Below are 21,429 nucleotides of genomic sequence, written 5' to 3'. Positions count from 1 at the left end.
GTCGCTCAGATTGGAGCTCCGTCCGGGGCGTCGCCCGGTGCGGGGCTCGGCCGAGGCCGTGGTCACAGCTCGTCCCCCCAGTCGTTCATCTCGTCCTCGAATTCGTCGATCTCGTCCTGGCTGAGTGCCACCAGGTCGAGGTCGGACGGTGTCCAGCCGCCGGCGCCGGGCTCCCGGGTGTGCTTCACCAGGGCCCGCAGGGCGGTGAACCAGCCGTCGGCCACGGCCTCGGCGTCGGCCTGCGCCAGCGCCTGGCCGGCCCAGGTCCAGCGGGCGCTCAGCCGCGGTCCGTCCGGGCCGTCCTCGGTCACCGCGTTGACGTCCAGGACGTGCGGCAGCGGCATCCCCGGGTCGGACCCGGCGGCCAGGGCGGCGGACTGCTCGGTCAGCGACCAGTCCTCGCCGGTGGGCGCGGGCAGCCGGCCCAGGTAGTTGAAGCCGAGCTGCGGCCGGGCGGCGCCGGACAGCTCATTGGCGCTGTGCCCGTCCAAGCTGTGCCCGTCCGGGCCGGGCTTGTCCAGGTACCGCAGCAGGCCCCAGCCGAGCCCGTGTCCGGGCACCATCCGCAGGTGCTCCTTGACCAGCTTGAGGCTGTGCCCGGCGGCCGGGCCGCCGGCCAGCGCCTCCGCCAGGTCCACCGGGCCCGGGTCGAGCCGCAGCGGGTAGGCGGTGGTGAACCAGCCGACCGTGCGGGACAGGTCCACGCCGGGGGCGAACTCCTCGCGCCCGTGGCCCTCCAGCTCGACCGGGACGGCGCCCTCGGGCCGCCCGGTGCGCCGCCGCCAGTCGGCGACGGCCAGCGCCAGGGCGGTCAGCAGCACGTCGTTCACCTCGGCGTGGAACGCCCCGGTGACCTCGGTGAGCAGCGCCGCCGTGGTGTCGGTGTCCAGGACGCGGTGCAGCGTCCGGGCGGTGGCCGCGGTGTCCACCGCCGGGTCGGCGGCCCGGTGGCCGAGCGGGGCCTGCCCGCCGGCCGACTCGGCGCGCCACCAGTCGAGTTGGGCGCGCACCTCGGGCGTGCCCGCGGTCCGCTCCAGCAGCCCGGACCAATGCCGCAGCGAGGTGCCGACCGGTTGCAGCCGGACCGGCTCGCCGGCCCGTACGGCCGCGTGGGCGCGGGCCAGGTCGGGCAGCAGCACCCGCCAGGACACCCCGTCGACCACCAGGTGGTGCAGGGTGAGCAGCAGCTCGCGGCCGGCCGGGTGCCAGAGCGCCCGGACCATCCCGCCCTGGTACGGCGCCAGCCGCTCGCGGTTGGCGACCGCCTCGGCGGGCCAGTCGGCCGCCGGGCCGTCCAGGACGGAGAGCAGCGCGCCCGCGTCGACCGTGCCGGGCTCGCCGATCAGCAGCGACCAGTCCGGCAGCAGCCGCAGCCGCAGCCCGTCGTGGTGGTCCAGCAGGGCCTGGAGGGCCGCGGTGAGCGACTCCCGGGTGGCGTCGGCCGGGGTGCGGACCAGCACGGCCTGGTGGAAGCCGTCCACCGGCCCGCCGAGTTCGCGCAGCCAGTGCCCGATCGGCAGCTGGCCCAGCGGGCCGACGCCGTCCTCGGTGCCGACCGTGGCGACCGCCTCCGGCCCCTCGGCGTCGCGGGCCACCACGGCCAGCGCCGCCGGGGTCCGGTGGGTGAAGACGTCCTGCGCGGTGACCACCAGCCCGGCCGCGCGGGCCCGGCTGACCAGCTGGATGGAGACGATGCTGTCGCCGCCCAGGTCGAAGAACCCGTCGTCGGCGCCGACCCCGGGCAGTCCGAGCACCTCGGCGAAGACCGCGCAGAACGCGGCCTCCCGGGCGTCGGCCGGGGCCCGGCCGGTGGAGGCGGCGGCGTAGTCGGGCGCGGGCAGCGCCCGGCGGTCCAGCTTGCCGTTGCCGGTCAGCGGCAGGGTCTCCAGCGGGACGAACGCGGAGGGCACCAGGTAGTCGGGCAGCTCCGCGGCGAGTGCGGCGCGCAGCTCGCCGACCGGCAGGCCGGCCGGGGTCACGTAGGCGACCAGCCGCTTGTCCCCGGGGCGGTCCTCGCGGACGATCGCGGCGGCCTGCTCGACGCCCGGCTGCGCGAGCAGCGCGGTCTCGATCTCGCCGAGCTCGATCCGGAAGCCGCGCAGCTTGACCTGCTCGTCGACCCGGCCGACGTAGTCCAGCTGGCCGTCGGCCGTCCAGCGCACCAGGTCCCCGGTGCGGTACATCCGGTCGTTCGAGCCGCCGTTCGAGCCGCCGTACGAGTCGGCGTACGGGTCGGCGGTGAAGCGCTGGGCGGTGAGCTCCGGCCGGTGCAGGTAGCCCAGGGCCACCCCGGCGCCGGCCACGTACAGCTCGCCGATCACGCCCGGCGGGACCGGCCGCAGGGCCTCGTCCAGCACGTACACCCGGGCGCCGGCCAGCGGTCGGCCGATCGGCGGCTTGACCGCTCCGGCCAGTGGTTCGCTGACGGTGGCGCAGACCGTGGTCTCGGTCGGGCCGTACGCGTTGAGCATCCGCCGGCCCGCGGACCAGCGCTCGACCAGCTCGGGCGGGCAGGCCTCGCCGGCCGTGATCAGGGTCAGCCCCTCGGGCATCGGCAGCCGGGCGGGCCAGGCGGCGAGCACCGTCGGCGGCAGGCAGACCACCTCGATGCCGGCCGTCGCGACCAGCTCGGCGAGCGGCTCGCCGGGCGCCCGGTCGGCCTCCGCGGCCAGCACCAGGACGGCGCCGCCCAGCAGCGCGGTGAGCAGCTCCCAGGCGGCGGCGTCGAAGCTGAACGAGGCGAACTGGAGCAGCCGGGTGCCCTCGCCGACGCCGAAGCGGTCGTGCTCGGCGGCCAGCGCGGCCACCGCCCGGTGCGGCACCAGCACGCCCTTGGGGCGGCCGGTGGAGCCGGAGGTGTAGATCACGTACGCCGGGTGGTCCGGCCCCAGCGGGGTGGTCCGTTCGGCGTCCGTCGGGTCGTGCGCGGGGGCGGCGGCGATCGCGGCGGCGGTCGCCGGGTCGTCCAGCAGCAGCACCGGTGCGTCCTGCTGCTCCGGCAGCCGCCCGGCCACCGAGCCGTGGCCGAGCACGGCCAGCGGGGCGGAGTCGGTCAGCAGGTAGGCGATCCGCTCGCGCGGGTACGCCGGGTCGACCGGCAGGTAGGCCGCGCCCGTCTTGAGGACCGCGAGCACCGCGACGACCGCGTCGACCGTGCGCGGCAGCGCCAGGGCGACGATCCGTCCGGGGCCCGCGCCCAGGGCGATCAGGTGGTGGGCGAGCCGGTTGGCGCGCTCGTTGAGCTCGCCGTAGCCGACCTCGGCGCGCACGGCGCCGTCCTCGAACCAGCGCAGCGCGGGCCGCTCGGGTGCGCGGTGCGCCCGCTCCTGGAACAGCGCCGGCAGCTGGACCGCGCCGACGGTGGTCGGGGTGGCGGCCCCGCTCCAGGAGCCGAGCAGCCGCTCGCGCTCCTCGGGCAGCAGGGCGTCCAGGCCGCTGAGCGGCCGGTCGGGCTCGCCGGCCAGCAGGCCGAGCAGGTGGGTCAGGCGGTCCGCCAGGCCCTGGGCCGTCCGCTCGGTGAACAGGTCGGTGCTGTACTCCAGGGTGCCGGTGAGGCCGTCCGGCTCGCCGCTGGCGCCGTGCCGCTCGACCAGTTCGAAGGCCAGGTCGAACTTGGCCGTGCCGTTGCCGACCGGGCTGACCTCGGCGGTGATCCCGGGCAGCTCGGGGCGGGCCCCGGCGTTGTTCTGGAAGGCGAGCATCACCTGGAAGAGCGGCTGGCGGGCCAGCGAGCGCCCGGCGCCGAGCCGGTCGACCAGCTTCTCGAAGGGCACGTCCTGGTGGGCCAGGGCGGCCAGCACGGTCTCCCGGGCCCGGCCGACCAGTTCGCGGAAGGTCGGGTCGCCGGACAGGTCGGTGCGCAGCACCAGGGTGTTGACGAAGAAGCCGACCAGGTCGTCCAGGGCGCCGTCGGTGCGTCCGGCGACCGGGGTGCCGAGCGGGATGTCGGTGCCGGCGCCGAGCTTGCCGAGCAGTACGGCCAGCGCCGCCTGCACCACCATGAACGGGCTGGCGCCGGTGGACCGGGCCAGCTCGGCCAGGGCGCGGTGCGCCCCGGCGTCCAGCCGCAGCGGCACGGTGGCGCCCCGGTAGCTGGGTACGGCCGGCCGCGGGAAGTCCACCGGCAGTGCCAGTTCCTCCGGGAGCCCGGCCAACTGGGTGGCCCAGTAGTCGAGCTGACGACTCATCAGACTCGCCGGGTCGTCCGGCTCGCCGAGCAGGCGGCGCTGCCAGAGGGTGTAGTCGGCGTACTGGACGGGCAGTTCGGCCCAGGCCGGGGCCCGCCCGGCCAGCCGGGCGCGGTAGGCGGTCTGCAGGCCGTCGACCAGCGGGCGCACCGACCAGCCGTCGGCCGCGATGTGGTGCTGCACCAGCAGCAGCACGTGCTCCTCGACACCGGTCTCGAACAGCACCGCGCGCAGCGGCGGTTCGACGGCCAGGTCGAAGGGGGCACCGGCCCGGGCGGCCAGTTCGGCGTCCAGCTCCTCGGCCGGGCGGCCGGTGAACGGCACCACGGGCAGCTCGGGGCAGGCCTCGCCGACCGGCAGCACCAGCTGGTGCGGGCGCCCGTCCTCGGCGGGGAAGACGGTGCGCAGGCTCTCGTGCCGGGCGACCACGTCGGCCAGTGCCTCGGCGAGCGCCGCCCGCTCCAGCGGGCCGGTCAGCCGGACCGCGTGGGACAGGTGGTAGGTGGCCCCGGCCGCGTCCAACTGGCTGAGGAACCACAGGCGTTGCTGCCCGGGGGAGAGCGGGATGCGCTCCGGCCGCGGGCCGGCGGTGAGCTTCTCCCGGGCCGGCGCGGCGCCGTCCAGGGCGAGGGCCAGCGCGGCCGGGGTGGGCGCCTCGAACAGGGTGCGGATCGGCAGTTCGACGCCGAGCCGGGCACGCAGCCCGGTGACCACCCGGCCGGCCAGCAGCGAGTGCCCGCCGAGCGCGAAGAAGTCGTCGTCGGCGCCGACCCCGTCCAGCTCCAGCACCTCGGCGAACAGCGCGCACAGCAGCGCCTCGCGCTCGGTGGCCGGGGCCCGCCGCTCGCCGCGCAGCGCGCCGAAGTCCGGGACGGGCAGGGCCTTGCGGTCCACCTTGCCGTTGGGGGTCAGCGGCAGCGCCGCCAGCGGCACCAGCACGGCCGGGACCATGTAGTCGGGCAGCACCCGGGCGAGTTCGGTGCGGACGGCGGCCGGGTCGGCGCCGCCGGTCAGGTGGGCGACCAGCCGGGCGCCGCCGGAGGGGTCGCGGGCGACGGTGACCACCGCGTCGGCGACGCCGGGGACGGTGCGCAGCGCGGCCTCGACCTCGCCGGGCTCGATCCGGTGGCCGCGGATCTTGACCTGGTGGTCGACCCGCTCCAGGAACTCCAGTTGGCCGTCGCCGCGGTGCACCACCCGGTCGCCGGTGCGGTACATCCGGGAGCCGGGCGCGGCCGCGTACGGGTCGGCGACGAAGGCCCCGGCGGTGCGCCGCGGGTCGTTCAGGTAGCCGCGGCCGACGCCGCGCCCGCCCACGTACAGTTCGCCGGGCTGGCCGGCCGGGACGGGCTGGAGCGAGTCGCCGAGGACGTAGAGCCGGGTGTCGCGGACCGGGCGGCCGATCGGGGCGCGCACCGAGTCCAGCTCCGCGGGGGAGCCGATCAGGGCGTGGGTGACGTCGTCCGAGCACTCGGTCGGCCCGAAGGCGTTGACCAGCGGGATGCCGGGGCGCAGCGCGAACCAGCGGCGGGCCAGGTCGGCGGGCAGCGCCTCGCCGGTGACCACCAGCCGGCGCAGCGCGGGCAGCGCGGGCAGCGGGGCGCCGGCCTCCCAGGAGTCCAGGGCGGCGCGCAGCAGCGAGGGGACGACCTCCAGCACGGTGACGCCCTCGGCGTCGGCGAGCGCGAACAGGGCGCCCGGGTCGGCGGCGAGCTCGCGGGAGACCACCCGCAGCCGGCCGCCCGCGACCAGCGGGCTGAGCATCTGCCAGACCGAGATGTCGAAGGTGACCGGGGCGTTGTGCACCACGGTGTCGGCCTCGGACAGTTCCAGGTCGGCGTGCTTGGCGAGCAGGTGGTTGACCATGCCGTCGCGGTGCACCATGGCGCCCTTGGGGCGGCCGGTGGAGCCCGAGGTGTAGATGACGTAGGCGAGTTCGGCGGGGCCGCCGGCGGGCGCCAGCAGCTCCTGGTCGCGGGCGTCGTCGAGGGCGAGCACGGCGGGGCGTTGCGGCAGGGCGCCGAGCAGGGTGTCGGCGTACGGCCGCTGGTCCTCGCCGTGCAGCAGGACGGCGGCGCCCGCGGCCTCGACCAGCGCCGCGCCGCGGGCGGCCGGGGCCTGGACGTCCAGTGGGAGCCAGGCGGCTCCGGCGCCGAGCACGCCGAGGACGGCGGTGACGAAGCCGGTGCCGGGGGCGGCGGCGATCGCCACCAGCCGGTCCGGTCCGGCGCCGGCGGCGAGCAGCCGGCGGGAGAGCGCGCTGGCCCGGGCGACCAGCTCGGCGTAGTCGAGCCGGCCGGCGTCGTCCTGGACGGCGACGGCGCCGGGACGGGCCTGGGCGAGCGCGCGGATCCGGGGCACCACGTCGGTGAAGGCCTCGGGCTGCTGCCCGTAGCTGTTCCACTCGACCAGGACGCGCTCGCGCTCGGCGGCGGGCAGCGCGGTGATCCGGCCGACCGGCAGCTCGGTGGAGACGGTCGAGAACTCCTCCAGGTAGCCGAGCAGGGCGTCCCGGAAGAGGTCGAGCCGCTCCTGCGGGTAGCGGTCGGCGTCGCCGTCGACGCGCAGCTCGCAGCCGTCCTCGCCGCTGTCCAGGAAGAGGATCTGGAGGTCCGGGACGGGGCCGGTGGACAGGTTGCGGACCAGGGCGCGGCAGTCGCCGAGGGCGAACTCGCCGCCGGTCTGCAGCACGTTGACGGTGGGGCCGAAGGTGCGGCCGGCGTCGCCGGTGAGCCCGAGCTCGCGGCGGATCGCGTCGTGCCGGTGGCGCTGGTGGCGCAGCGTGCCGCGCAGAGCCGCGGCGACCTGGGTGAGCAGGCCGTCGCGGCCGAGCGCGGGGTGGGCGTCGAGCGGCAGCGGCAGGAAGTTGGCGCGCATGCCGGGGACGGACTGGGCGAGCGGGGTGGTGCGGGCGGCGACCGGGAGGGTGAGCACGACCCGGTCGGTGCCGCAGAGTTGGGCGAGGCAGCCGGCGGTGGCGCCGATCAGCAGGGTCTGCCAGGTGACCCGCTCGGCCCAGGCGGCGTCCTGCAGCCTGGTGACGGTGGCGGCGGGGATCAGGCCGGTGCTGCGCAGGGTGTGGCGGGCGGGCGGGCCGAGGTGGCCGGAGAGCACGGTGGGTTCGATGCCGTCGGCCAGCCGCTCGGCCCAGTAGGCGCGGTCGCGCTGGTGGGCGGGGGAGGCGAGGTAGTCGCGCTCCTCGGCGAGCAGTTCGGCGAGGGTCGGGTCGACGGCGGGCTCGGCGTCGGGCAGGTCGTACTCGGCGGCGAGCCGGCGGTAGACCAGGGCGCGGCTGAACCCGTCGACCAGGATGTGGTTGGCCCGGACGTAGAGCCAGGCCAGTTCGGGGCCGATCAGGACGAGGGTGGCGGCGAAGGCGTCGGGGCCGAGGGTGGACGGACGGCGTCCCTCGGACTCCAGGAACGCTTCGGCCGCGGCGCGCGGGTCGGGCTCGCCGGTCAGGTTGAGCACCGGGAGGGGACGCTCGCGGGGCGGTTCGACGATCTGCACCGGCAGGCCGTCGCGCTCGGCGAAGCGCACCCGCAGGCACTCGGTGCGGTTCTGCACGCGCTGCCAGGCGGCCCGCAGCCGCTCGTGGTCCAGCGGGCCGGTCAGCTCCAGGACGTCCGCCATGGTGAACACCGGGTTGCCCGGGTCCAGCTGCTGGGCGAACCACATCTCGCGCTGGGCGTCGGACAGCGGCAGTTCTCCGGGCCGCCCCGGTTCAGGAAATTCAGAAAACAGCGCTGTATGACGCATCGTCATCTTACCCCCGTGGCAATGGCGTTGGGCGGCGTACGGCGGTCTACGGCATCGAGCGCGTCGGCGCCGTAGATGTCGCGCACCCAGGCGCTCTGGTAAATGGTGTCGAGGTAGCGGTCGCCCAGGTCCGGCGAGACGGCGACGGCGACCACGTCCTGGCCGAGCCGGTGTTCCGCCAGCCAGGCCGTGGCCCCGCTGACCACCGTCCCGGTGGAGCCGCCGAACAGGAAGCCGCCGCGGGCCAGTCGGTGACAGGTGCGGACGGTGTCCAGTTCGGGCACGTGCACCACGTCGTCGACGAAGCTCTCGTCCAGCAGGGCCGGCCGGACGCCGGCGCCCAGGCCGGGGAGCATCCGCGGGCCGGGCTCGCCGCCGAAGGTGACCGAGCCGACGCTGTCCACCGCGACGATCCGGGTGTCCGGCCGGTGCTCCTTGAAGTAGCGGGCGCAGCCCATCAGCGTGCCGGTGGTCCCGGCGCCGACGAACAGCAGGTCGAGGTCCGGGAACTGGCGGTGGATCGACGGCGCGGTGGTGCGGTAGTGGGCGCGCCAGTTGTCCGGGTTGGCGTGCTGGTTGAGCCAGACGTAGCGCGGCGAGGAGGCGCACAGCTCGCGGACGAAGTCCAGCCGGGCACCGAGGAAGCCGGTCTCCGGCGACGGCTCGGTGATCATGTGGACTTTGCCGCCGAGTGTTTCGATCAGCTGCCGGGTGGACAAGTTCGTACGTGGGTCGACGACGCAGATGAACTGATAGCCCCGGACGGAGGCGATCATGCTCAGCGCCATCCCCAGGTTCCCCGAGGAGGACTCCACCAGGACGGAGTCCCGGTTCAGCCGGCCGTCCCGCTCGGCCGCGTCGACCATGCTGAGGGCCGCCTTGAGCTTGACGGAGCCGGCGAAGTTGAAGCCCTCGCACTTGAGGTACAGCGGGTAGTCGAACATCGCCCGGAGGTCGACGAAGAGTTCGTCCTCGTTGAACTCCTGCGGCGTTCTGATGATGGGCATCGCCCGTTCCCCTTCGGTGTCAGGAGAGTGACGGGACGTCAGTCCCAGATGATGTCGTCGCCGTGCGCGGAACCGGTGGCCGGGCCGGCCGGACCGACGGTGGTGCGGGCGGTGGTGACGGTGGTGCTGCTCATGGTGAACCCCCGGTGGCAAATGGAGCCGCGGGCCGTGGAATCGGCGGCGGCGGAACGACTTCGGGCGGATGAGTGCCCTGCTGGGTCCGGTCCCCGTGCCGGGCCGCTGGGAGGTCAGTCCCAGATGATGTCGTCGCCGTGCACGGAGCCGGTGCCCTTGGCGACCGGACCGTCCCAGATGATGTCGTCGCCGTGCACGGAGGCGGTCGTCACGCGGACCGGGACGGCCTTGGTGACCGGGCCGTCCCAGATGATGTCGTCGCCGTGGACGGAAGTGGTGCGCGCCTCGGCCGGGGCGGCCACGGCGGTGGCGGCGCCGGCGACCGGCGCGGTGAGGGCGGCGCCGGCGACCAGCAGGCCGAGGACGGCGGCGGTACGGGCGGCGACAATGGTGATGCTGCTCATGGTGAACCCCCGGTGGCAATAGGGCCGCGGGCCGTGAAATCGGCGGCGGCCGAGAAACAGACGAAACGGATGAGTGCTGTGCCTGGTTCAATTCCCGCGGTGAATGACCGCGCGGGACCGGCTCTCGAATCCTGCGGAAGGGGGTTCCGGCCCCCTTCGGCGTGACCAAGTCTGTCTCGCACACACGTTCCGTGCCACAGTTCTCCATGTCAGGGTCCTGCCCTGGCAGCACCCTGCACAGCGCCCGCCCCGGAGCTCACTCCTCCAACAACGGCAGCCGGTCGTCGCTGAATTCGGCCGCCAGCCGCCATCCGCGCAGTTCAGGCGCGTCACGCAGGCAACGGCGGGTGATCCGTTGCGCTGCGGAATCCGGCTCTCCGGATTTCGCGGGGCCGAGAAAGAAGACCAGATCGGCACCGAGCGGGTCGATCTCGACGTAAACGTGCTCCAGTCCGTCGGCCGGCTCGGCGGCGTTCCGGAGTAGTTCGACGAGTTTGTCGGGCGTGACCTGTTCCGGTTCGACGATACCCCGAACCAGACGTCCGACAGTGATATACATGTCAAATCCTCTCGTGGGTGGACCCGCTCGAAGTCCGCAGGTAAGGGCCTGGGCCCCAAAACGCGGTGGTTGTGGGCTGGGTGTCGTAACATGCCCCCGAGATCCGGCAATGACGTGGCGTCATCAGGTTCGCAACATCGGGGGGGCAGGCGGTGCTGTCAGTGTTAGGACTGGATCCCGACGCCGAGGCCGTGTACCGGACGGTGCTGGCCAGGCCTGAACTCGGAATCGCCGGAGTGGCACAGGAGCTCCAGTGGCCCGAACAGCGCGTCCGGGAGGCCCTGGACGGACTGGCCCGGCTCACCCTGATCAGGCACTCCGAGCTGCAGCCCGGGCACCTCCTGCTGGTGAACCCCGAGGTCAGCCTCGCCATGCTGATCGGCCGCCAGGAGGTCGAACTCGCCGAGCGGCAGCGCCAGATAGCGCACAGCAGGCTGGAGGCGGCCAAGCTGGTCGCGCAGTACGCCGAGAGCCGCAAGGGCGAACGGGGCCTGGGCGTCGAACAGTTGGAGGGCGTCGACCAGATCCGGCTCCGGCTGGAGGAGCTCTCGCACTCGTGCGTCAGCGAGATCATGGGATTCGCGACCGGCGGCGGACAGTCGCCGGCCGCCCGAAGAGCCGGCCAGGTCGCCGACCAGGAGGTCTTCGACCGGGGCGTGCAGATGCGCAGCATCTACCTGGAGAGCGCCGCCAACGACGGCGGCACCATCGCCCACCTGGAGTGGCTCACCGAGCGGGGCGCCCGGGTGCGGATAGCCCCGTCGCTCCCGATGCGCCTGGTGATCTTCGATCGCAAGGTCGCGGTCGTCCCCACCGATCCGGACGACACCAGCGTGGGGGCCCTGGTGCTGTCCGGTCCGGGACTGGTCTCCGCGCTCTGCGCGCTGTTCGAGTACGTCTGGGAGAACGCCGCCCCGTACGGGAAGGCCCCGACCAAGGGGGCCGAGGGCCTCAACCCGCAGGCGATGGCGGTGCTCAGCCTGCTCGCCCAGGGCCACACCGACGAGGTGGTGGCCCGCAAGCTCGGGGTCTCGGTGCGCACCTCGCGCCGGATCACCGCGGAACTGATGGCCTGGCTCGGCGGCCGGAGCCGCTTCCAGGCCGGGGTGATCGCCGGTGAGCGCGGTCTGCTGCAGGGCGGTGCGCCGCCGCGCGAGGGCGACTGAGAGCAGCCCTCCGGCGGCGCGCGGACGCGGCCGGCCGGACCGGACGGGACGACTGCCGTCCCGTCCGTCCCGGCCGGCCGGGTGGTGCGTCAACGCGTCACCGCGGTGCGGTAGACCCGCAGGTTGACCGGGACAAGCACCGCGAGCAGGGCCGCCACCACGATCACCGCGAGCAGCACCGGGTGCCGGTCCGGCAGGCTGGTGCCGACCACCGTCGGGGCGTTGCCCCACAGCTCGCGGCAGGCCGAGGCCACCAGGCTGACCGGGTTCCACTCGGCCACCGCGCGCAGCCAGGCGGGCAGCCCGGACAGCGGCATGAACGAGTTGGACAGGAACGACAGCACGACCAGGAACAGCGCCGAGATGCCGTTGATCGCCTCGGCGTTGCGCATCAGCATGCCGACCAGCGCGCCCAGCCAGAGCATCGCGTAGGCGAAGGCCAGCACCAGGACGAAGCCCAGCGCCGCCGAGCCGACGTCCGTGTGGATCCGCCAGCCGACGCCCAGGCCGGCCAGGGAGACCGCGAAGGTGGCGGCCGCGGCGGTCAGCAGGTCGGCCGCGGTGTGGCTGACCAGTACGGCGGAGCGGCCCATCGGCAGCGAGCGGAAGCGGTCGATCAGCCCGGTGCGCAGGTCGGTGGCCACGCCCAGCGCGGCCACGCCGACGCAGGTCAGGCCGACCTGGGCGAACACCCCGGCCATCACGTAGTCGTGGTACTCGCCGGAGCCGGTCACGGTCACCACGCTGGCGAACAGGTAGCCGAGCACGACCACCATGGTCACCGGGGTCAGGGTGATCGCGATGATCTTCTCCGGGGTGCGCCGCAGGTGCCGCAGGTGGCGGCCGATCAGCGCGGCGGTGTCTCCGAGGGCCGTGCCGAGGCCGGCCGGGGCGCCGATGTCGCTCACTGCTCGTCTCCCGTCCGTCCGGCGGCGGCCGCCACCGGTTCCCGTTCGCCCTGCCCGCCCTGCTTGCCCGCTTCGCCCTGCCCGGGCCGCTCGTCCTGCCCGGCCCGCGGCTCCGGTGCGTCCGATGCGCCCGGTGTGAGCGCCGGAGCGCCCGCCTCGGGGGCCCGGCCGACCTGGGTGCCGCGCCCGGTCAGGTGGAAGAACACGTCGTCCAGCGAGGGACGGCGCAGCGCGAAGTCCGTCACCGGCACCCGGGCCGTCTCCAGGGCGACCGCGGCGGCGGCGATGGTGCCGATGCCGTCGGCCAGTTGGACGGTGATCCGGCGCCCGGTGCGGTCCACCTCGGGCTGGGCGGCGGCCACCGGGGCGAGCACGGCCAGCGCCTGGGCGACGGCCGCGTCGGTGCCGACGCCCACCTCCAGCCACTCCTCGCCGACCTTGCGCTTGAGCTCGTCCGGGGTGCCCTCGGCGATCACCGTGCCGGTGTCGATGACCAGGATCCGGTCGGCCAGGAAGTCGGCCTCCTCCAGGTACTGGGTGGTGAGCAGCACGGTCACCCCCTGGGCGACCTGCTCGCGGACCATCTCCCAGAGCACCAGCCGGCTGGCCGGGTCCAGCCCGGTGGTCGGCTCGTCCAGGAACAGCACCTCGGGCCGGCCGATCAGCGCGGCGGCCAGGTCCAGCCGGCGGCGCATGCCGCCGGAGTAGGTCTGGGCCGGCTTCTCGGCGGCGTCCTCCAGCTCGAACCGGGCGAGCAGCTCGGCCGCCCGCTCCCGGGCACCCTTGCGCCCCAGGTGCAGGAGCCGGCCCAGGAGTTCGAGGTTCTCGCGACCGGTGAGCAGCCCGTCGACGGCGGCGTACTGACCGGCCAGGCCGATCCGCCGGCGCACCTGGCGCTGCTGGCGTACGACGTCGAAGCCGGCCACCTCGGCCCGCCCCTGGTCCGGTTCCAGCAGGGTCGCCAGCAGTCGGACGGTGGTGGTCTTGCCGGCGCCGTTGGGGCCCAGCAGGCCGAGCACGGTGCCGGCCGCGACCTCGAGGTCCACGCCCCTGAGCGCGTGGTGCTCGCCGTATCTCTTGCCGAGTCCGGTCGCCCTGATTGCGGTGTCCATCATTCATTCCCCCTTCCACGGAGGTCTGTGGATCGTTCGGAAAGCAGACGCCGGAACACATTCCGGCGCGGAATCGTGAAATTCAGTGGAATCGTTCGGAGTCGGCCCTCGGGCCCGGTCGGGTGCTCGCGCACTCGACGACCGGTCGGTCGCACGGGGCGGCCGGCCGACTTTCCCGAATCATCGGCCCGGCGTCACTCGAATGTGGTCCGCTCGAATGGTTGTCCCTCAACGGGGACCGACCGTAGCACCGGGGAAACGGGGCCGGTAAGGGGCTCCGGCCCGGCTCCGCTGGCAGCAGCTTGCCACCGCAGGATGCTGCAACTCCCAGGGGCTCCAAAGCCGTTCGCGAGGGCCTACGGTCATGGGTATTCCCCCGGTCCCCCTCAAGCCGGTGAGGACACATCCAACCCGTCTGTCGCCACCGCGGCTTGATCATTGCCGCCGATCGCAGGAGAGGTAATGGCACGTCAGAGCAATTTCGCGGCCCGGCTGGGCGAGTGGAGTGCCCAGCACCGCAAGACCGCCGTCTTCGGCTGGATCATCCTGGTCATCCTGGTCACCGTGCTCGGTGGCATGGTCGGGCAGAAGAGCCTGACCCAGGCCGACTACGGGACCGGGGAGTCCGGCAGGGCCGCCCAGGTCCTCAAGGACGCCGGGATCAACGACCCGGTCAACGAGCTGATCCTGGTCCACAGCGACGCACTGACCGCGGACTCCGCGGAGTTCCGCGGCGCCGTCCAGGCCGCCGCCGACGCGGTCAACAAGACCGGTCTCGCGGAGAACCTGCGGGACCCGTACACCACCCAGGCCTTCTCGGCCGACAAGCACTCGGCGCTGATCATGTTCGCCGTCACCGGCGACCCGGACACCGCGGCCGACCGGATCGACCCGGTGATCACCGCCGTCCAGGACACCGCCAAGGCCCACCCCCAGGTGACCCTCGGCGAGTTCGGCGGCGCGACCGCCCTCAAGGGCATCAACGACAGCCTCGGCGATGACTTCACCCGCGCCGAACTGACCGCCCTGCCGGTCGCGTTGGGCATCCTGCTGGTGGTCTTCGGCGCCTTCGTGGCGGCCGTGCTGCCGGTCGCCCTGGCGGTCACCGCCTGCATCGGCGCGCTCGGGCTGCTCGCGCTGAGCAGCCAGGCGGTGCCGGTGGACGGCATGACCAACTCGGTGATGTTCCTGATGGGCCTCGCCGTCGGCGTCGACTACTGCCTGTTCTACCTGCGCCGCGAGCGCGAGGAGCGGGCGGCCGGCCGGGACAAGGCGACCGCGCTGCGGATCGCGGCCCACACCTCGGGCCACTCGGTGATGGTCTCCGGCCTCACCGTGATGATCGCGATGGCCGGCATGTTCCTCTCCGGGCTGACCGTCTTCGAGGGCTTCGCGATGGCCACCATCGAGGTCGTCGCGGTCGCGGTGGTCGGTTCGATGACCGTGCTGCCGGCCCTGATGTCGATGCTCGGCGACAAGGTCGCGTCGGGCCGGATCCCGTGGATCAGCAAGCGCCGGCAGGCCGCCGCGGCGAGCCCGAAGCCCGCGAACGCGCTGCTGCGCGGCGTGCTGGCCCGCCCGGGGATCTTCGCGCTGCTGTCCGCCGCGGTGCTGCTGGTGCTGGCCCTGCCGGCGCTCGGCATGAAGACCGAGAAGCTCGGCATGGACAAGCTGCTGCCCTCGGACAACCCGCTGGTCTCGATCTCGCAGCGGATCGACCGCGAGTTCCCCGGGTCGCCCTCGCCCGCCACCGTGGTGGTCAAGGCCGACAACATCGACTCGCCGCAGGTCGCCAAGAGCATCGAGGACTTCAAGCAGGCCGCCCTGGCCTCCGGGAAGACCGGCAACCAGATCGACGTGCGGTACTGGAAGGACAAGAACATCGCCCAGATCAGCGTTCCGCTGGCGGGCAGCGGCACCGACGCCACCTCCAAGGCGGCCCTGTCGGCGCTGCGCGGGCAGATCGTCCCGCAGACCCTGAAGACCGTTCCGGGCACCACCGCGCTGGTCGCCGGTGACCTCGCCTTCTCGGTCGACTACAACGACCAGCTGGACCGCAGCATCGTCCCGGTGTTCGCCTTCGTCATGGGCGTCACCTTCCTGCTGATGCTGTTCTCCTTCCGCTCGCTGACCATCTCGATCACCTCGATCCTGCTCAACCTGCTCTCGGTGGCGGCCGCCTACGGCGTGATGACCGCGGTGTTCCAGCACGGCTGGGGCGCCTCGCTGGTGGGCACCAAGGCGCCGGGGGCGATCGAGTCCTGGATGCCGCTGTTCGTCTTCGTGGTGCTCTTCGGCCTCTCGATGGACTACCACGTGTTCGTGGTCTCCCGGATCCGCGAGGCGTACCTCTCGGGCAAGTCCAGCCGGGAGGCGGTCGGCCTCGGCATCCGCAACACCGCCGGGGTGGTCACCAGCGCCGGTCTGATCATGGTCGCGGTGTTCGCGGTCTTCGGCACCCTGGGCATGCAGGACTTCAAGCAGCTCGGCATCGGCCTGGCGGTCGCGGTCCTGCTGGACGCCACCCTGGTCCGCGCGGTGCTGCTGCCGGCGGTGATGGCCCTGCTCGGCGACGGCAACTGGTACCTGCCGCGCTGGCTGGGCGGCGGCCGCACCACCCGCGCCGCGCACGCCGCCGGGGCGAACCCCGCCGCCGGCCGGCCCGAGCCGGCCGACAGCGCCTACGTCGGCTGACCAGGCCCCGCCCGACCCTCCGCCCCGCCCGATCCTCCGCCCCGCCCGACCCTCCGTCCCGCCCGATCCCCGCCCGCACCGGGCGGACCCGACTGGAGCCACCACCGTGTTCGAGTTCAGAGTCATCGACGGCACCACCGCCCGCGAGCTCATCGCGGGAGCCCGCCCGCGGATCGTCCAGGAGGTCCGGGAGACCTACCTGACCCACGGCGCCGGCGAGTCCGTGAACCCCGACAGCTACTTCCTGCGGTTCCCGGCCAAGCCGGACGCCCGGATCATCGCCCTGCCGGCCTACCTCGGCGGCGGCGTCGGAGTGGCCGGGATCAAGTGGATCAGCAGCTTCCCGGCCAACATCGAGCGGGGCTTCCCGCGCGCCTCGGCCGCCCTGCTGCTGAACGACTACGAGACCGGCTACCCGTTCGCCGTCCTGGAGGCCTCGCAGATCAGCGCGGCCCGTACCGCGGCCTCCGCCGTGCTCGCCGCCGAGGTGCTCAGCGGCGGCCGTACGGCGGGCCGGCTGGCGGTGGTGGGCGCCGGCATCATCGCCCGCAACATCCTGGAGTTCTTCGGCGCCCAGCAGTGGGAGATCGACGAGCTGGTGGTGCACGACCGCAAGGCCGAGTACGCCCGGGCGCTGGTCGACCACGCCGACGCCGAACTCGGCTACCCGGCCAGGGTGGTGGAGAGCCTGGACGAGGCGCTCAAGGGCGCCGACGTGGTGGTGCTGGCCACCACCGCGGGCGAGCCGTACATCCTCGACCCGGAGACCTTCGCCCCCGGGCAGCTGGTGCTCAACATCTCGCTGCGCGACCTCGCGCCGGAGATCATCGGCGGCGCGTACAACGTGCTCGACGACGTGGAGCACTGCATGAAGGCGAACACCTCTCCGCACCTGGCCGAACAGCTCTACGGCAACCGGGAGTTCGTCACCGGCACGCTGGCCCAGGTGATCGAGGGCGAGGTCGCCGTCGGCACCGACCGCCCGGTGGTCTTCTCGCCCTTCGGCCTCGGCGTGCTCGACCTGGCGGTCGGCGCGCTGGTGCACGACGAGGCGGTGGCGGCGGGTCGGGCGACCGAGATCCCCGGCTTCTTCGCGGAGACCACCCGCTGGTAGCCCCCGCCCCGGGCCCGCCGACCCCGGACCCGCAGACCCCGGGCCCGCCCCCCACGAAGGGCCCGGCACCACCGACGAGGGCCCCGACCGCCGCCCGGCGGTCGGGGCCCTCGCGGTGTTCCGCCCGCGCCGGGGCTCAGCCCTCGGAGCCGCCGAAGCGCGCCGTCCAGGCCGCCAGGTCCTCCTCGGTGATCTTCGCGAACAGCACCGGCGGCACGGTGAACGGTGTCCCGGCCGGGACGAGGTCCAGCGCCCGGGCCTCGTCCCCGTCGATCCAGGTCCGGGTGTCCCCGTCCAGCGCGAAGGCACCGCGCATCGCGGCCGCCGTGGTCGGGATGAACGGCTCGGACACCACCGCGTACAGGTGGATCAGGTTCATCGCCGTCCGCAGGGTCAGCGCCGCCGCCTCCGGGTCCGTCTTCACCTGGAGCCAGGGCGCCTTCTCGTCCAGGTAGGCGTTCCCGGCGCTCCACAGCGCGCGCAGCGCCTGCGCCGCCTTGCGGAAGTTGAGCGCCTCCAGCTGGGCCTCGTACTCGGCCAGCAGGCCGGCGGTCTGCTCGCCGAGCCGTTCCTCGGCCCCGCCCGGCGCGGCCCCGGCCGGGACTTCGTCGCCGAAGCGCTTGCGGCTGAACGAGAGCACCCGGTTCACGAAGTTGCCGAGGGTGTCGGCGAGGTCCTTGTTGACCACCGAGGCGAAGAGGTCCCAGGTGAAGCTGGAGTCGTCCGACTCGGGGGCGTGCGCCATCAGGAAGTAGCGCCAGTAGTCGGCGGGCAGCAGCTCCAGCGCGACGTCGGTGAAGATGCCGCGCTTCTGGCTGGTGGAGAACTTCCCGCCGTAGTACGTCAGCCAGTTGAAGGCCTTGACGTAGTCGACCTTCTTCCACGGGCGGCGCGAGCCGAGGATCGTCGCCGGGAACATCACGGTGTGGAACGGGACGTTGTCCTTGGCCATGAACTCCGTGTAGCGGACGGTGTCGTCGGCCTCGTACCACCAGGACTTCCAGTCCCGCGGCTGCCCGGCCGGGGCGGCGTCCGCCCACTCCTTGGTGGCGCCGATGTACTCGATCGGGGCGTCGAACCAGACGTAGAACACCTTGCCCTCGGCGGCCAGTTCGGGCCACACGTCGGCCGGCACCGGGACGCCCCACTCCAGGTCGCGGGTGATCGAGCGGTCCTGGAGGCCCTCGGTCAGCCACTTGCGGGCGATCGAGGAGGCCAGCACCGGCCAGTCGTCGCCGTGCGTGGCGATCCAGGCCTCGACCTCCTCGGTCAGCTTCGACTGGAGCAGGAACAGGTGCCTGGTCTCCCGGACCTCGAGGTCGGCGCTGCCGCTGATCGCCGAGCGCGGCTCCAGCAGGTCGGTCGGGTCCAGCACCCGGGTGCAGTTCTCGCACTGGTCGCCGCGCGCCTTGTCGTAGCCGCAGTGCGGGCAGGTGCCGACGATGTAGCGGTCCGGCAGGAAGCGGCCGTCGGCGTTGGAGTACACCTGGCGGATCGAGCGCTCCTCGATGAAGCCGTTGCGGTGCAGCTCGCGGGCGATCTCCTGGGTGATCTCCCGGTTCTGCGGCGAGGAGCTGCGGCCGAAGTGGTCGAAGGACAGTCCGAAGCCGTCGTACACCGCCCTCTGGGCGTCGTGCGCCCGGGCGCAGAACTCGGCGACCGGCAACCCGGCCTCCTGGGCGGCCAGTTCGGCGGGCGTGCCGTGCTCGTCGGTGGCGCAGATGTACAGCACCTCGTGGCCGCGTTGGCGCAGGTAGCGGGCGTGGACGTCCGCCGGGAGCATCGACCCGACCATGTTGCCCAGGTGCTTGATCCCGTTGATGTACGGAAGGGCGCTGGTGATCAGGTGCCGAGCCATCCTCGGATGCTCCGAATTCTCCGGCACGCGCACCCCACCCGGAGTGCGGTGCCAGGCGCAGGGGTCCATTGTGGGCTGCCAAGCCTACCGCCGCCCGTCCCGCCGCCGGGCCCGCGGCGGGGGCAGCGCGGCCTCACGGACGGGTGAAGTCGGCGTACCGGTCGAACTCCCCGGCCTTGACCCCGCGGACGAACGCCGCCCACTTGCGCGGCGTCGTCCGCACGACCACCTCGGGAAGGTCCGACTCGCGGATCTCCACCATGCCGCCCGACGCCCTGACCTCCACGCAGTCGGTGCTCTCGCCGCTGGCCGACGCCTTGCGCCACACGTTCATGCGAAATCTTTCAGTATGACCCGGATGAAGTCCCGGGAGTCGGCCACCCCGAGCGCGATCGCCGCGGTCTTCTCCTTGATCTGTCGGTAGGAGGCCAATTCCACTTCGGAGTGCACGAACTTCGGCCCGTGCGTGAGGTCGATCTGGACGGTGTCGAGCTCCGGGACGGGCCCGCGGGCGAGATACAGGCTCTCCCCGGAGCCGGTGTAGGTGGGCACGCTGAACGGGATCACCCTGATCTCCAGCCCCGGGCGCTCGGAATTCGCCAGCAGGCTCTGCAGCTGGTCGCGCAGCACTGCCGGGCCGCCGAACTGCATCCGCAGCGCGGACTCGTGCAGGATCGCGCTGTACGGCTTCGGGCGGTCGACGAAGATCTGCTGGCGCCGGATCCGGAATGCCTTCCGGACCTCCGCCTCCTGGCGGTGCTGTGCGGGGAGCCGCTCGAACACCGCGGCCGCGTAGTCCGGGGTCTGCAGCAGTCCGGGGATGAAGGTGCTGTTGAGGATGGAGAGCGACTCGGCGTGGTGCTCCATCTCCGCGATGTCGACGATGCCGCTGGGCATCCGCCCCCGGTAGCCGTCCCACCAGTACTTCCGGCGGTCCTGCGTCATGGCGAGCAGCGCGTCCAGGTACGGGCCGTCGGGGCAGCCGCAGGTGCGCGCCCAGGTCCGGAGCCGGTCGGCGCTGATCCCCGACTTCCCGTTCTCCATCTGGGAGATCTTCGGCAGGTCGGTGCCGATCGTGGCGGCCAGGCTCTTGGGCGTCACGCCCACGCGTTCGCGCATCTTGCGCAGCTCGATCCCCAGGCGCTGCTGGCGGACGGTCGGCGACAAGCGGGGTGGCATGACTCTCATCTCCGGATCGCGGCTTCGGTCGATGCTTCCGGTGAAGTGTGACGTGGACACCGGGCCCTAGCCAGCGAATTGGGGGATACCCCACGATGGAGTGAACGTCCAGTCCCTCGGTAGCAACTCTGGCACCCTGACCCTATGGTCATCCGTGTCACTCGCTGACTTGTTGTCGCCTAAACAGTCGCCAAGTCGCCTATCGGCCCTGCCAATCAGCCGTAAATACACCCAGATGCACGGTCAGGGCGTTCGGCATCACCGACCGGAGACAGCCGTGCCCCTTCCTCCCCCTCCCGGCCCCCCGCACCCGCGCCCCCACCGCCCCCACCTTCCCCAGCGCATTTCCGCACCCCGGTGAATGCCCTTCTGGTCGCCGGATTGTCCGCCCTCCTCCTCGCCGTCCTTTTCGTCGGCTGGCTGGTCTGGCTGGTCAACATGCAACCCCGGGAACTCCGCGCGACGAAAAGGGAGTTGATCCCGCGCCATTCCGCCCCCGCCGAGCACGAATAACACCCGGGCCGGGGCCCGCCGTCAGCCGCGGGCGAGGCGGTCGGTCAGGCGGGCCTTGGCGGGGGGCCACTCGTCGGCGAGCATCGAGAAGTAGGCGCTGTCGCGCCAGGTGCCGGTGGGGCGCAGGCGGTGGCGGCGCAGGACGCCCTCGAACTGGGCGCCGAGGCGCAGGATGGCGTTGCGGGAGCGCTCGTTGAGGGCGTCGGTCTTCCAGTAGACGCGGCCGGTGCCGAGGTCCTCGAAGGCGTGGGTGAGCAGCAGCAGTTTGGCCTCGGTGTTGACCGCGGTGCGCCAGACGGAGCGGGCGTACAGGGTGCCGCCGATCTCGACGGACTCGTCCACGGGGTTGATGTCGTGGTAGCCGGTGATGCCGACGGCGGTGCCGGTCGCGAGGTCGACGGCGGCGAACCACACCGAGTCGCCCCGCTCGGCCCCGGCGACGCGGGTGTCGAGGATGCGGCCGAGCTCCTCCTCGGAGGCCGGCGGGAGGTCCATGGTCCAGCGCCAGACCTCGGGGTCGGAGCCGACGGCGGCCCAGAGGTCGGCGAGGTGGTGGCGCCCCAGCGGCTCCAGGCGGATGTGGCGGCCGGTGAGGGTGGTGGCGGTGGGCGGCTTCGAGGTCATGCCCCCGAACGTAGCGCGCCTCTGCACTAGAGGCAATGGTTGTATGCACTAGTGCAATGGGCCGATGGTAAAGGGAAGGGCCCCGGGGGGGGGGGGGAAGGGGGGGGGGGGGGGCCCCACCCCCCCCCCTCCAAAAGAAAACCAATCTCTCGCCCCTCTCTCCCCTCCCCCCCCCCACCGCCAGCGGGGTGATGGTAGCCCCGCATTAAC

General features: G+C 73.2%; 13 protein-coding genes. 3 read left to right on the top strand and 10 right to left on the bottom strand.

Going from position 1 to position 21,429, the window contains the following annotated elements; translation table 11 throughout:
* Positions 1–62 precede the first annotated feature (62 nt).
* The 4 genes from ACZ4W5_RS30970 to ACZ4W5_RS30955 form a co-directional block, all read right to left on the bottom strand.
* A complete protein-coding gene (locus tag ACZ4W5_RS30970; RefSeq protein ID WP_465658266.1) occupies positions 63–7,952 on the bottom strand; it encodes an amino acid adenylation domain-containing protein in 7,890 nt (2,629 codons plus the stop codon).
* Positions 7,949–8,953, bottom strand: a complete 1,005-nt coding sequence (gene sbnA / locus ACZ4W5_RS30965) for a 2,3-diaminopropionate biosynthesis protein SbnA (protein WP_360242491.1) — start codon at positions 8,951–8,953, stop codon at positions 7,949–7,951. Before sbnA ends, ACZ4W5_RS30970 begins: the two co-directional genes overlap by 4 nt.
* A gap of 248 nt (positions 8,954–9,201) precedes the next feature.
* Positions 9,202–9,492 (bottom strand): hypothetical protein, encoded by a 291-nt coding sequence (locus tag ACZ4W5_RS30960; protein WP_360242488.1) that lies wholly within the window; start codon positions 9,490–9,492, stop codon positions 9,202–9,204.
* Positions 9,493–9,748: 256 nt separating this feature from the next.
* Positions 9,749–10,051 (bottom strand): hypothetical protein, encoded by a 303-nt coding sequence (locus ACZ4W5_RS30955; RefSeq protein ID WP_360242485.1) that lies wholly within the window; start codon positions 10,049–10,051, stop codon positions 9,749–9,751.
* Positions 10,052–10,212: 161 nt separating this feature from the next.
* Between ACZ4W5_RS30955 and ACZ4W5_RS30950 the strand changes: the two genes are divergently transcribed.
* Positions 10,213–11,217, top strand: a complete 1,005-nt coding sequence (locus ACZ4W5_RS30950; RefSeq protein ID WP_360242482.1) for a helix-turn-helix transcriptional regulator — start codon at positions 10,213–10,215, stop codon at positions 11,215–11,217.
* A gap of 89 nt (positions 11,218–11,306) precedes the next feature.
* Here the strand turns inward: ACZ4W5_RS30950 and ACZ4W5_RS30945 are convergent, their stop codons facing one another.
* Together ACZ4W5_RS30945 and ACZ4W5_RS30940 are read right to left on the bottom strand one after the other, a co-directional pair.
* Positions 11,307–12,125 carry an ABC transporter permease gene (locus ACZ4W5_RS30945; protein ID WP_465658264.1) on the bottom strand — a complete coding sequence of 273 codons (819 nt, stop codon included), beginning with the start codon at positions 12,123–12,125 and terminating at the stop codon, positions 11,307–11,309.
* Positions 12,122–13,237, bottom strand: a complete 1,116-nt coding sequence (locus ACZ4W5_RS30940) for an ATP-binding cassette domain-containing protein (RefSeq protein WP_465658293.1) — start codon at positions 13,235–13,237, stop codon at positions 12,122–12,124. The genes ACZ4W5_RS30945 and ACZ4W5_RS30940 overlap by 4 nt, the downstream gene beginning before the upstream one ends.
* Before the next feature lie 462 nt (positions 13,238–13,699).
* Between ACZ4W5_RS30940 and ACZ4W5_RS30935 the strand changes: the two genes are divergently transcribed.
* Positions 13,700–15,931, top strand: a complete 2,232-nt coding sequence (locus tag ACZ4W5_RS30935; RefSeq protein ID WP_465658262.1) for an MMPL family transporter — start codon at positions 13,700–13,702, stop codon at positions 15,929–15,931.
* A 106-nt stretch (positions 15,932–16,037) separates the two neighbouring features.
* On the top strand, positions 16,038–17,045 hold the full coding sequence (sbnB, locus tag ACZ4W5_RS30930) for a 2,3-diaminopropionate biosynthesis protein SbnB (protein ID WP_360242470.1): 1,008 nt from the start codon (positions 16,038–16,040) through the stop codon (positions 17,043–17,045).
* Positions 17,046–17,181: 136 nt separating this feature from the next.
* Here sbnB and metG read toward each other — a convergent pair whose 3' ends face one another.
* The 4 genes from metG to ACZ4W5_RS30910 all read right to left on the bottom strand — a co-directional run bounded on the left by metG (position 17,182) and on the right by ACZ4W5_RS30910 (position 21,219).
* Positions 17,182–18,903 carry a methionine--tRNA ligase gene (gene metG / locus ACZ4W5_RS30925; protein ID WP_465658261.1) on the bottom strand — a complete coding sequence of 574 codons (1,722 nt, stop codon included), beginning with the start codon at positions 18,901–18,903 and terminating at the stop codon, positions 17,182–17,184.
* Positions 18,904–19,036: 133 nt separating this feature from the next.
* Positions 19,037–19,237: a DUF397 domain-containing protein gene (locus ACZ4W5_RS30920; protein ID WP_360242465.1), complete on the bottom strand. Its 201-nt coding sequence runs from the start codon at positions 19,235–19,237 to the stop codon at positions 19,037–19,039.
* Positions 19,234–20,082, bottom strand: coding sequence for a helix-turn-helix domain-containing protein (locus ACZ4W5_RS30915; protein ID WP_360242462.1), 849 nt, complete (start codon positions 20,080–20,082; stop codon positions 19,234–19,236). Before ACZ4W5_RS30915 ends, ACZ4W5_RS30920 begins: the two co-directional genes overlap by 4 nt.
* Positions 20,083–20,616: 534 nt before the next feature.
* The gene (locus tag ACZ4W5_RS30910) at positions 20,617–21,219 is read right to left on the bottom strand and encodes a GNAT family N-acetyltransferase (RefSeq protein WP_465658260.1); all 603 of its coding nucleotides are present in this window, start codon (positions 21,217–21,219) and stop codon (positions 20,617–20,619) included.
* Positions 21,220–21,429: the final 210 nt, after the last annotated feature.

The sequence above is a fragment of the Kitasatospora sp. NPDC029367 genome, from assembly GCF_055569135.1.
The sequence above is the reverse complement of the archived record's forward strand: the minus strand, read 5'-3'. Positions and strand labels throughout refer to the sequence as shown.